The 12,383-nt window shown below is 48.5% G+C and carries 13 protein-coding genes; all 13 read left to right on the forward strand.

Going from position 1 to position 12,383, the window contains the following annotated elements; all coding sequences use genetic code 11:
* The first annotated feature begins 363 nt into the window (after window positions 1-363).
* Complete coding sequence (locus ACFSCZ_RS20000) at window positions 364-1,389, forward strand: NAD(P)/FAD-dependent oxidoreductase (protein ID WP_380776898.1); 1,026 nt, start codon at window positions 364-366, stop codon at window positions 1,387-1,389.
* Between the two features lie 32 nt (window positions 1,390-1,421).
* Window positions 1,422-1,685 carry a ferredoxin gene (locus ACFSCZ_RS20005; RefSeq protein WP_380776900.1) on the forward strand — a complete coding sequence of 88 codons (264 nt, stop codon included), beginning with the start codon at window positions 1,422-1,424 and terminating at the stop codon, window positions 1,683-1,685.
* A gap of 317 nt (window positions 1,686-2,002) precedes the next feature.
* Window positions 2,003-2,785 carry a dioxygenase family protein gene (locus ACFSCZ_RS20010; protein WP_380776902.1) on the forward strand — a complete coding sequence of 261 codons (783 nt, stop codon included), beginning with the start codon at window positions 2,003-2,005 and terminating at the stop codon, window positions 2,783-2,785.
* A gap of 73 nt (window positions 2,786-2,858) precedes the next feature.
* Window positions 2,859-4,004, forward strand: a complete 1,146-nt coding sequence (locus ACFSCZ_RS20015; protein WP_380776904.1) for a muconate cycloisomerase family protein — start codon at window positions 2,859-2,861, stop codon at window positions 4,002-4,004.
* Window positions 4,001-4,468 (forward strand): DUF3237 domain-containing protein, encoded by a 468-nt coding sequence (locus tag ACFSCZ_RS20020; protein WP_380776906.1) that lies wholly within the window; start codon window positions 4,001-4,003, stop codon window positions 4,466-4,468. The genes ACFSCZ_RS20015 and ACFSCZ_RS20020 overlap by 4 nt, the downstream gene beginning before the upstream one ends.
* A gap of 27 nt (window positions 4,469-4,495) precedes the next feature.
* Window positions 4,496-5,344: an alpha/beta fold hydrolase gene (locus ACFSCZ_RS20025; RefSeq protein WP_380776908.1), complete on the forward strand. Its 849-nt coding sequence runs from the start codon at window positions 4,496-4,498 to the stop codon at window positions 5,342-5,344.
* The gene (locus ACFSCZ_RS20030; protein ID WP_380776910.1) at window positions 5,341-6,039 is read left to right on the forward strand and encodes a CoA transferase subunit A; all 699 of its coding nucleotides are present in this window, start codon (window positions 5,341-5,343) and stop codon (window positions 6,037-6,039) included. Before ACFSCZ_RS20025 ends, ACFSCZ_RS20030 begins: the two co-directional genes overlap by 4 nt.
* Window positions 6,021-6,671: a 3-oxoacid CoA-transferase subunit B gene (locus ACFSCZ_RS20035; RefSeq protein WP_380776912.1), complete on the forward strand. Its 651-nt coding sequence runs from the start codon at window positions 6,021-6,023 to the stop codon at window positions 6,669-6,671. Before ACFSCZ_RS20030 ends, ACFSCZ_RS20035 begins: the two co-directional genes overlap by 19 nt.
* Entirely contained in the window at window positions 6,671-7,873 is a 1,203-nt protein-coding gene (locus ACFSCZ_RS20040) for an acetyl-CoA C-acyltransferase (RefSeq protein ID WP_380776914.1), read from the forward strand. Before ACFSCZ_RS20035 ends, ACFSCZ_RS20040 begins: the two co-directional genes overlap by 1 nt.
* A 799-nt stretch (window positions 7,874-8,672) precedes the next feature.
* On the forward strand, window positions 8,673-9,431 hold the full coding sequence (locus ACFSCZ_RS20045; protein WP_380776916.1) for an SDR family NAD(P)-dependent oxidoreductase: 759 nt from the start codon (window positions 8,673-8,675) through the stop codon (window positions 9,429-9,431).
* 61 nt (window positions 9,432-9,492) lie between these two features.
* Window positions 9,493-10,620 carry an acyl-CoA dehydrogenase family protein gene (locus ACFSCZ_RS20050; RefSeq protein ID WP_380776919.1) on the forward strand — a complete coding sequence of 376 codons (1,128 nt, stop codon included), beginning with the start codon at window positions 9,493-9,495 and terminating at the stop codon, window positions 10,618-10,620.
* A gap of 369 nt (window positions 10,621-10,989) precedes the next feature.
* On the forward strand, window positions 10,990-11,703 hold the full coding sequence (locus ACFSCZ_RS20055) for a hypothetical protein (protein WP_380776921.1): 714 nt from the start codon (window positions 10,990-10,992) through the stop codon (window positions 11,701-11,703).
* 27 nt (window positions 11,704-11,730) lie between these two features.
* Entirely contained in the window at window positions 11,731-12,351 is a 621-nt protein-coding gene (locus ACFSCZ_RS20060; protein ID WP_380776923.1) for a hypothetical protein, read from the forward strand.
* Window positions 12,352-12,383 lie beyond the last annotated feature (32 nt).

A 12,383-nucleotide genomic window follows, 5' to 3' on the forward strand; every position in this document is an offset into this window, starting at 1 on the left:
CTGAACTTTTTTATTATAATTTCGCCATCCCGCACCAGGCATAAGGGTAAGATTAAATTTTGCTGGAATATGATCTTCCAGTCATTGGATTGTTTAAAATGCAAGGTAAAGACTTTTAGGTCCGGCGTTTGCAGCCCTGCAGGTATATTGGCTGTTCAGGTAACTCTGGCTGCATGACCAAATATAGTCCACTCGTATTGAAGATTGTGGTTCAGTTAGTCCGTACCTTTTCTCCGTGCAGCCAAAAACTACGGGGAGCCTATTGAAACTGTCTATTTTTTCAACCGATTGGGCTGTTGTTGTGGCCAATTAGTAAATTTAAAATTTAAAGTAAATATTTTTTAGTCTGAGGGAGGGATTGTCATGCAGGAAGACAAGGAAATACGTGATATTACAATCATCGGGGGCGGGCCTGTAGGAATATTTACTGCTTTTTATGCTGGGCTGAGACAGGCAACCGCCAAAATTATTGATAGTCTGCCTCAATTGGGAGGGCAATTAAGTGCCTTATATCCTGAGAAATATATTTATGATGTTGCCGGGTTTCCTAAAATTCGGGCACAAGACCTTGTCGATAACCTGGTTGAACAGATGAATATGTTTGAGGACAACACTACTATTTGCCTCAACCAGACTGTCCAATCAATTGGCAGAGAAAATGAAATTTTCCGGATTGAGACCAATGCCGGGGTGCATTATTCCAGGACAATGATCATCACGGCAGGAAATGGAGCTTTTCAGCCACGAAAGTTAAAGCTGGAAGAGGTCAGTCAATATGAAGGGGTTAATATTCATTATTTTATCACTGATCTTGAAACGTTTAGGAATAAGCGGGTGGCTGTTTTTGGCGGAGGAGACTCAGCTGTGGATTGGGCATTAATGCTTGAGCCGATTGCCAGACAAGTAACCGTCGTTCATCGCCGGGACACATTCAGGGCACACGAACACAGCGTAGAATTATTAAAGAACTCAACGGCAGAGGTTTTGACCCCGTTTAATCCAATTAAGCTTATAGGGGAGAAACAGGTAGAATCCATAATACTGCAAGAAGCGAAAGGTGACCGTCAAATCAATATCCCAGTGGATGAAGTGTTAATTAATTATGGGTTTGTATCTTCGTTAGGCCCTATATTGAAATGGGGTTTAGAAATAGAGAAAAATTCAATTGTGACCAACTCCAACATGGAAACAAGTATTAAAGGAATATATGCAGCCGGAGATATTACTACGTATCCCGGTAAAGTGAAATTGGTCGCTACGGGTTTTGGTGAGGCTGCCACTGCCGTTAGTAATGCCAAAGTGTTTATTGATCCAACGGCAAGAGTGCAATCACTTCATAGTACGACAATAATGGAAAAAAGAGAAGAAAAGCAGACCATAACAAATTAGGTCATTCAAACACCTACAGGAGGGAAAATCAGATGCCCAAATATACCATTGTTGACCAGGATACTTGTATAGCTTGCGGTGCTTGTGGTGCAGCTGCCCCGGATATTTTTGACTATGATGAAGAAGGACTGTCGTTTGCCGTATTAGATGATAATTATGGCAGCAAACCGGTTCCTGACGAATTGATCGATGATTTGGAAGATGCTCATGAAGGATGCCCAACAGAGTCGATTAAAATTTCGGATGAGCCATTTGATGGTGATCCGTGCAAGTTTCCAAATGCAGAAGGCTTTTAATATAGACAATCGAACGGCAGGCAGATGAGGTGCTTGTCTATTTCCTAACTGGTATATCAGACATAACCGTATAGTTATATACGATATTTTCATAGGTTTATGCGGTGTTATGGGAACTCGAATATTGCTACAATTTTAAATAACCCGAATCTTGTATGCTGAGTTTCGAAATAATAGCCGGGCTTTTAAGACACCTTCGGAACAGGGATCTCGATACATACGGACTGGTTTGGCATGTTATGAAACCGCGTCTTCAAAGCCGGCTGATCTTTTAAGCAGGATTGGGGTTAATAGAGGGATAAATGGAGGTAAGGATCTTGCAAAAACAAGCGATTAAAAAGAACGAGCGTGTGGAAGAAGTATTTAATCTGTTCATCAAGCATATTCAGGAGTTTTTAAAAGAAGCGAAGCTAAACCACGAGGAATATACAAACTTCGTCAACTGGGCAGACCGGCTGGGCAGAGCCGGCGAACTTCCGCTGTTTGCGGATGTGTTCCTTGAGACTCATGTACTCCGGGCCATGTATACCGACAAGCCGGGTACGCAGCCTTCTCTGCTTGGACCCTACTTTATTGAAGGGTCACCGGAACTGGAAAAAGTCCCGGGGGAACCTTATACGCTTACTCAGCGTCCCGATGAAGCCGGGGAAGTTTTGATCTTTAAAGGAAACGTCAGCTCTACAGATGGCATGCCGCTGGCGAACACCAAGGTGGAAATGTGGCAAAACGACCATACAGGGAAATACTCCGCTTTCGATGCCGACGCACCGCGGTATAATTTGAGAGGCCACTTTTACACAGACCAAAATGGAGATTTTGAAGTGAAGTCGATTGTCCCTCTCCCTTACTCAATTCCGGATCAGGGCCCAACCGGTGAATTCCTGGGGTATATGGACCAGCATCCCATGCGCCCGGCCCATCTCCACTTCATGTTTGAGGCCGACGGACACGAGACTTTGATCACGCAGGTTTTCTTCGAAGGCGATAAATGGCTGGAAACAGACGTGGCGGATGGTGTCCGTACGGAGTTAATTACGTCGCTTGAAGACAAAGGCGATCATAAAGAGTCTTCATTAAATTTCGTGATGCGCCGGGAGTAGTGCCGGCTGCCGGGGGCATATTCTGTGTCCCCTTTTTTCTTTGTTTGTGACTTGAAAAATACAGGAGGAGATCATGTTGAGTACCTTGCGAATCAAAGGCCTTACAACGGAACTTTTGGACATCCCCATAAAGCGTCCGCATCAGTTTTCCACGGAGAAAGTTGCAGACAAGAGCTTTGTCCTGATCAGGGTGCAATTCAGCAACGGCGTGGTCGGAATCGGGGAAGGGACAACACCGGGAATCTGGTGGAACGGTGAAAGCGTTGAGACGATGAAGGTGGTCCTTGATCGATATGCCGCTCCACTTTTGCTTGATGAGGATCCGGCACAGATTGAGCATCTGCTCCAGAAGCTCAACCGCCGGATCAGAGGTAACGTCTTTGCTAAAGCATCTATAGAAATGGCGCTGTTTGACGGGCTTGGGAAAACATACGGAGTCCCGGTCCATCAGTTGCTGGGCGGCCAGAACCGTGACAGGATACCGGTTCGCTGGGCTCTGGCGTCCGGCACACCTGACGGTGATATCGAAGAGGCCCAAAGCCTTGTAGACTCTGGGAACTACGTCAATTTCAAGACTAAATCCGGAAAAGAGGCGCCGGAGGATGACGCCAAGCGAAATATCCGGATCGCCGAAGGCCTGCGAGGCAAGTCTACGATCGGTATAGACCCGAACGGTTCGTGGGACCGGATCACTGCAGTAAAGTGGATGGATGCCTTCTTTGAAGCGGGCATTGATTTCTTGGAACAGCCCCTGCCGCCGGAAGACATCGAAGGCCTGGCACGCCTGTCGGAAATGAAGAAGGTGCCCGTCATGGCAGATGAGAGCCTAAGTTCCGTGCAGGACGCATTACGACTGGCGGAAACACGGGCCGCAGATATTTTTTCCTTGAAAATACATAAATCCGGAGGGATGAAAAATACCGTTAAAATTGCTGGGATTGCTGAAGCGGCGGGAATTTCCTGCTTTGGGGGAACTTCTCTGGAAAGCTCGATCGGCACAGCCGCCTGCCTTCACGCCTACGCTTCTATTCCCAACCTCGACTATGGAAGCGAGCTGTTTGGCCCCTCCTGGCTCGCCGATGATCCGGTAATCAACCCTCTCGTCTATGAGGACGGGTGCATTTTGGTTCCGGACGGCCCCGGTCTCGGTGTGGAGCTGGATGAGGATAAATTGAAGAAATACCGGAGAACAGAACAGAAAGGAGCGCTGACCCGATGAGACATTTGCCTGCTCCCTCTCTTTCTTTCCTATGCGATATGGAGCTGACAGTGGAAAGTGGACACCTCCCGGGGAAAACCCCTATCGGCAACAGGCGTATCATCCGTGTAACCGGCGGCTCTCTGCGCGGTGACCTGCTGACGGCTGAGGTTGTTCCCGGCGGAGACGACTGGATCACCGTACGCGAGGATGGCACAATCATCCAAGATGTACGCATCCTTCTGAGGACGGAAGACAGTGAACTGATCATGATGACTTACAGGGGCATCCGCACCGGTAAGCCGGAAGTACTGAAGCGTCTCGACAACAACGAGGAGGTCAACCCGGACGAATACTATTTCCGGACTGCTCCCGTCTTTGAGACGGCCTCAGAAAAATATGACTGGCTGAACCGGCGGCTGTTTGTTTCCAGAGGCATTCGGCTGCCCGGCAAGGTGAACTATTCCATTTACACTGTTGATTAATACTCGGAAAGCGAGGGTGATGTACAAGTGGGGCAGTATGTAACGACCCAAAAAGGACGTACTCTCTTTATTCATGACACAGCGGGGGACCGGGGAACAATTATCGGGGTCCATGGACTCACAGGAAACCACAAACAGCTTCACTTTTACCAAGAAGCACTGGCTGCTGCCGGATACCGGTTCATCAGTTATGATCTTTCAGGACGCGGAAACAGTGGACCCGCTCCGGAAGATAGTTCCATTTTCACACATGCTGCAGATTTGCTGGACCTTATCGACAGGCTTGGGATCCGGCGGCCGATTTTTCTTGGCTATTCGATGGGTGCCTATATCAGTGCGGTGGCTGCCAGCCGGCGACAGGATACAGAAGCACTGATCTTACTTGATGGTGCGGGTAAAGCAGATGAAGACACAAGAAACCTGGTCCTCCCTTCTCTCAGCCGTCTGGAAAAAACGTATGAGTCTCGTGACCAGTATACCGGGGAAGCAAAATCTCTTTATAGAAGACTTGGTGTTGAGTGGGGTCCGCACATGGAGGATGCAGTCAGCTATGAGATCAGGCAAGAAGCCGGCATCTGGAGGAATAAGGCGGAAATCAGCACCGTCAAGAGGGACTTTAAAAGTTTCTATGATTTCCGGCCGGAAGACATCTTCCCCGAGGTCCGGTGCCCGACTCTCCTGCTCATAGCGACTGGATCCCTTGGCAATAAAGGTCCCCTTTTCAAGGAAGAAAGTTATGCCGGATCGAAGGAATTGCTTTATAACGTCTGGTCGGAAACGTCACCGGCCAACCATTACGAGCTTGTGTTCAACCGCCAGCCGGAGCTCAATGAAAAGGTACAGTTATTTTTAGCATATAAAGGAGTGACACCATGAAAATCAAAGGGTCTAAGGATGTCGTTCGCAAAATCATTAAACCAGGGGATACCATCATGGTTGGCGGATTCGGACTTATAGGCAGTCCGCTCACGCTGATCGACGAGCTGACGAGACATAACGCAGACCGGCTAACGATCATCAGCAATAATGTCGGGGAGGCTGGACGGGGGCTTGGCCTCCTGCTCCGCCAAGGAAAAATTAAAAAGGCCATCGGCTCCTATTTTACGAGCAACCGGGAAGTGGCGCATTGGTACAACGAGGGGAAGCTCGAGCTGCAACTGCTCCCCCAGGGAACATTTGCCGAGGCGATCCGCGCAGGCGGCGCGGGCATCGGCGGATTCTACACACCGACAGCCGTCGGTACGGAACTTGCCAAGGGAAAGGAGACAAAGGTGATTGATGGAGAGACGTATCTTTTTGAAAAAGCCCTAAAGGCCGATGTCGCCCTGATCCGCGCCAAACAAGCCGACACCAAGGGCAACCTGGTCTATTATAAGACCGCAAGGAACTTCAATCCGATCATGGCGACGGCTGCAAAGTACGTGATAGCCGAAGTGGATGAGATTGTGGAGGAAGGGGAATTGTCCCCTGAGGAGGTCGTGACCCCGTACCTATATGTAGATGCCATCGTGACAAGTCGCCTGATACTGACCAAAGAAGGGGTGAAGGAAGGTTGGGAACTAAAGAATTGATTGCCAAAAGGGCCGCACAGGAGCTCTCTCCTCATTCGGTCATCAACTTGGGGATAGGCATCCCGACGCTTGTTCCCGATTATTTGAATGAAAGCCAGTTTTACTTGCATACCGAAAACGGGCTCCTGGGAGTGACGTCAGTTGACGAGGAGGACATTGACCCGAACTTGGTCAATGCGGGCAAGCTTCCGGTTGGGGAAGCTGAAGGCGCGGCGTATTTCCACAGTGCCGATTCTTTCGCCATGATCCGAGGAGGGCACGTGGATGTGGCCATCCTCGGCGCCCTGCAGGTGGACGGAAATGGTCAGGTTGCGAACTGGGCCATCCCCGGCAAGGATATCATCGGGGTGGGCGGTGCAATGGATCTTCTTTCGGGGGCAAAAAAGATTATTATTACGATGGGGCACGTATCCAAGGACGGCTCGCCGAAATTTGTAGAGCGCTGCACGTACCCGATTACATCAACCCGTGTGGCAGATGTTGTCATTACCGACCTTGCAGTGTTCCGCTGGAAAGACGGAGGGTATGAGCTGGTTGAGCTGATGGGGGAAGCAACGCTGGAGGAAGTTAGGGAAAAGACAACTGCTGCTTTCCGCGTGAGTGATGCACTCCTCCTGAAGGAGGAGTGCTGATGCGCGAGGCAGTTATCGTTGATGCTGTTCGGACACCGATCGGCCGGTACCGCGGCGCTTTAAAGGACGTCCGCCCGGACGACTTGGGAGCCATTGTCATCAAAGCGTTAATGGACCGGAATCCAAATGTGCTGCCGGAATCGGTGGGGGACGTAATATTTGGAAATGCCAACGGGGCCGGGGAGGACAACCGAAACGTGGCCCGGATGTCGCTATTGCTGGCGGGTCTGCCGAAGACCGTTAGCGGGACAACGGTCAACCGGTTGTGCGGATCTGGCCTGGATGCCGTGAGCCTGGCTGCCCGCTCTATCCTGTCCGGTGAAGAGGACATACTCATTGCAGGCGGGACCGAAAGCATGACGCGGGCTCCACTTGTTACAGGCAAACCGGAAAAGGAGTTCCCGCGCGGAAACATGGAACTGTTTGATACGACCATTGGCTGGAGGTTCATCAACCCGATGATGGAGAAGATGTATGGGACGGACTCTATGCCTGAGACTGCGGAGAATGTTGCCGAACGATGCGGCATCACACGCGAGGAGCAGGATGAGTTCGCTTATCACAGCCAGCAGAAGGCCAAAGCGGCTATGGAATCCGGGCGATTCGATGAGGAAATTGTACCGGTGACGATCACAGACCGGAAGGGCCGGGAAACGATAGTGGCTGCCGACGAACATCCGCGTCCGGACAGCACATTGGAAAAACTAAGGGATCTCCACCCCCTGTTTGAAGGCGGGACGGTCACGGCCGGAAACGCCTCTGGAATAAACGACGGTGCGTCTGCGCTGCTACTTATGAGCTCGGATAAAGCGGAGGAACTCGGTCTGGAACCGATGGCCCGGTTCACCGCGTCTGCCGCGGCCGGCTTGGATCCTTCAATTATGGGGCTTGGCCCTATCTATTCCACCCGCAGGCTTCTGGAAAGGACAGGACTGTCTGTTGAAGACTTTGAACTGGTGGAATTGAATGAGGCATTTGCCTCCCAGTCGATAGAGTGCATCCGGCAGCTCGGGCTTGACCCGGGCAGAGTCAATGTCAATGGAGGTGCCATCGCACTTGGCCATCCCTTGGGAGCGAGTGGAGCGAGAATACTGACGACTCTTCTTTATGAAATGAGGAGGCGTAAAGCCAGGCGCGGACTGGCCACGATGTGTATTGGTGTCGGGCAGGGAATATCCGTTGCTGTTGAAAACATTGAGTGAAAATTAGAATGATCATCTATAGAGGTGGGGACACATCCCATTAAAAATCTGAACACCGTATGAAATCAAATTTGCAACCCTTGATTTCATGCGGTTTTATTATCGGTGCTTACACCAATTTTTACTAATGGATCCAGCCCTTCACTAAGGGTACCTTTCCTTTTTATAACTAGAGGAACTATCCATTATGTGATTCATACATGACCTGCTGAACAATAAGAGGCAACTGATGTGATTTCGTCAAAAGTCATTTGCCAAAGCTTTATAAGCCCCCTATTTGGAATAATTTGTCTCCTGAAAATCAGTTTGTGTTTTGTCCGTCACAGCAAGGCAGGCGTAAATGTAATGGTACATAGCCGAATGAAGTTTTTCTGGTATGATTCGCCTTTATAGAATGAATATAACAGTTAGATATGACTTAGAAAATAGCTGGCTTTTTGTCAATTTCAGCGCTTTTTAATATCATTTCACCTTCCTTAAATAGTTACTTACCATTTCTGCAGTGACCATCAATTTTGGATAACGTCCTTTTCTCCACCCGTATGGATATGGTACGAATCATACTAAGTTTCCCGGAATATTCAAACCGATTGTGGTGTGGTTTGAGTTTTTCTAATATCTTACTATGGTTCTAAAGATAATCTTTTAAACCGGCATTTGTAGTTCGGATCACTTGATGTAAACGTTTTAAGTTATGCATTGAGTTTTTTCAATGCAGCGTCTTTGTTTGACGGATGCTATTAAGAATAGATGTTTTAACATTGTTAAAGACTATTACTTTTGTGAAAGAGAGGTTTGAATGATGGAATTTAACGATCAGAAAGTTGCAATTGTTACCGGAGCAAATAAAGGTCTTGGGTTGGCTATTGCCAAAAATTTTGTTAACGAAGGAAAAAAGACAGTTTTTGTCATCAGAAACAAGGAAAATCTTGAACAGACTAAACAGCTTTTTCAAAAGGAAGCAGAACAAGACCAAGTCATGTTCTGTCAATTAGATGTATCTGATATTGACGGCATTCAAGAAGTTGTCAGCCACATTTTAAGCAAATGGGGCAGAATTGATATTCTGGTAAATAATGCAGGAATTCGTTTTGAAACTCCGATTGAGGAGATTCATGAGGAAGAGTGGGATCACGTTCTGTCTGTAAATTTAAAAAGTACGTTCTTTTTTTCACAAGCTGTCATTCCTGCAATGAAAGAGAGAAAGTGGGGACGAATCATTAATATGTCTTCTTTTGGAGGACAGGCAGGTCCACTGACTTCAGGTGCCCATTATTCTGCCTCCAAGGCAGGGCAAATAGCATTGAGTAAAGCATTTGCACGATCGTTGGCTGCTTATGGGATTACAGTTAACGCTGTTGCCCCAGCCTCTGTACGTACACCAGAGATGGATAAAATGGATCCTGATAAATTGGCACAAATGATAGAGACCATTCCTCTTAAACGTGTAGGAGAGCCACAGGAGGTAGCGGATTTAGTTTCCTATTTAGCTTCCGAATCCGGGGGATTTACTACCGGGGCAACGTTTGATCTGAATGGCGGCAGGCTGATGAGATAAAGTCCGTATGCTTCACTGGATAGTTTACTTGACATTAAAAATATATGGGGAGGAAAGTATGATGTCTGTTGAAATAAAAAGTAAGAACCTGCTTAACCGTGTGTTGACTGAGGTCCGTAACCGGCGGGACGAATTTGAAGCGAAACGTCACGTTCCTCGGGACATGGTGGAGCAGCTAAAACAGTTGGGTGTCTACCGTGCTCACACGCCGCGCTGCTTTGGAGGAGATGGACTTTCACCCTCGCAGTTTCTCAAATTAATAGAATCTATTTCAGAGGCAGATGGCTCCACCGGATGGGTAGCCAGTTTTGGTTCTTCCTCACTTTACCTTGCGGCCCTGCCGCGTGAAACACTTGCACAAATATACAAAGAAGGGCCAGATGTGGCTTTCGCAGGGGGATTGTTTCCGGTTCAACCCGCAGTGAGAGTTGACGGGGGCTGGCGAGTTAACGGCCTTTGGAAGTTCGCAAGTGGCTGTATGGGAGCAGATCTTCTTGGTGTCGGGATTGGTTCCGGAGAAGGAGGAAAACCACTTACCGCTGTCCTGCAACCTGAGAATGTAGAAATTGTCGATAATTGGGAAGTCATCGGAATGCGTGGTACGGGCAGCCATGACCTGCGGGTGAAAGATGTCTTTGTCTCTGATGATTGGACCTTTGTCCGGGGTGGTGAGTCTTCTATTGAAGAGCCGATCTTTCAGTATCCATCTATTGCTTATGCAGCTCAGGTACTGGCTGTAGTCAATCTTGGGATAGCCCGTGCTGCTCTAGATGAAATTTCTGAGACAGCCAGCATCCGTTCCGGTATCACAGGGGCACCGAAGATGGCTGAACGCGCATACCTGCGAATCTCCTTGGCAAAGGCTGAAGCATCCCTAAGATCCGCACGCGCTTTCTTCTATGAGGCTACTGAATCAGCGTGGGAATCTATTTTAAAGGGCGACGGTGTTTCCGATGATCAAACCAGCATGCTTCGCTTATCAGCCGCTCAAGCTGCCCGTGAGGGTGCACGTGCGGTGCAGGAAGCCTACCTGCTAGCTGGCACCGCGGCAATCTTTGACAGCCACCCTCTTCAGCGCCATCTTCGCGATGCGTGGGTTGTTACTCAGCATGCATTTCTTAATGAAAGCATGTACGATGGAGCCGGATCGGTATTACTGGGTGTATCACCGATGCGCGGTTACATTTGATTCTGCCGTTCTTAAAGAACAAAATGGCCAGACAGTGTTTTAAAAGGGGAGGATGTTCCAGTCATACAAAGCACTTTGCTTCTAGTTGGAAAGATACGTGCGCATGCGTCCAGGCCTGATTGTTTTAATAAAAAAACGGCTTCAGCGTTCTTAAAGGAACTTGAAGCCTTACAATGCTTTTTCAAGATAAAATTCCAAAAGATCGAGGGAAAGCATTTTGTTTTCTCTTGCATTCAAAAATTCAATGGCGATTTCCGAGTCAATGGCCAGAAAAGGGGACGATGTTATCCATTCCGGTTAAATGCATTTTGTTCCTTAAGGCTGCTTAAAATTATCCATTTTGTTGTTTACTTGGCTGCTATGGGCTTCATGGATCTGCGTGCTATGCGCGAAATCCAGTTTCAAAGTGCGAATTCCCGGATTCAAAGCGCGAAATCCGGATTCAAAGCGCGAATCCCCGGTTCAAAGCGCGAAATCCAGATTCAAAGCGCGAAATCCAGTTTCAAAGTGCGAATCCCCGGTTTAAAGCGCGAATTCCGGATTCAAAGTGCGAATTCCGGATTCAAAGCGCGAAATCCGGATTCAAAGCGCGAAATCCCGTTTCAAAGTGCGAAACCCGGTTTCAAAGTGCGAATCCCCGGTTTAAAGCGCGAATTCCGGATTCAAAGTGCGAATTCCGGATTCAAAGTGCGAATTCCGGATTCAAAGCGCGAAACCCGGTTTCAAAGCGCGAACTCCGGATTCAAAGCGCGAATTCCGGATTCAAAGTGCGAATCCCCGTTTCAAAGTGCGAAATCCAGTTTCAAAGTGCGAATTCCCAGTTCAAAGCGCGAATCCCCGGTTCAAAGCGCGAAAACCCGGATTCAAAGCGCGAAACCCGGTTTCAAAGCGCGAATCCCCGTTTCAAAGTGCGAACTCCAGTTTCAAAGTGCGAATTCCCAGTTCAAAGCGCGAAAACCCGGTTCAAAGCGCGAAAACCCGGTTCAAAGCGCGAAAACCCGGATTCAAAGCGCGAAACCCGGTTTCAAAGCGCGAAGTCCAGTTTCAAAGCGCGAAATCCAGATTCAAAGCGCGAAATCCTGATTCAAAGTGCGAATCCCCGGATTCAAAGTGCGAATCCCCGGATTCAAAGCGCGAAACCCGGTTTCGAAGTGCGAAAACCCGGATTCAAAGCGCGAAACCCGGTTTAAAGCGCGAATTCCCAGTTCAAAGTGCGAAATCCGGATTCAAAGTGCGAAATCCGGATTCAAAGTGCGAATTCCGGATTCAAAGTGCGAAATCCGGATTCAAAGTGCGAAATTCGGATTCAAAGCGCGAAACCCGGTTTCAAAGTGCGAAATCCTGATTCAGAGTGCGAATTCCCAGTTCAAAGCGCGAAATCCTGATTCAAAGCGCGAAATCCAGTTTCAAAGCGCGAAATCCAGTTTCAAAGCGCGAAATCCAGTTTCAAAGTGCGAATCCCCGGATTCAAAGCGCGAAACCCGGTTTCAAAGTGCGAAATCCAGTTTTAAAGTGCGAATTCCCGGATTCAAAGCGCGAAACCCGGTTTCAAAGCGCGAAGTCCAGTTTCAAAGTGCGAAAACCCGGATTCAAAGCGCGAAACCCGGTTTCAAAGTGCGAATTCCCGGTTCAAAGCGCGAAACCCGGATTCAAAGCGCGAAATCCAGTTTCGAAGTGCGAATCCCCGGATTCAAAGTGCGAATCCCCGGTTTAAAGAGCGCGAAATCCTGATTCAGAGTGCGAATTCCCGGTTCAAAGCGCGA

The sequence above is a fragment of the Siminovitchia sediminis genome (assembly GCF_042680885.1).
Classification (GTDB): Bacteria; Bacillota; Bacilli; order Bacillales; family Bacillaceae_C; genus Siminovitchia; species Siminovitchia sediminis.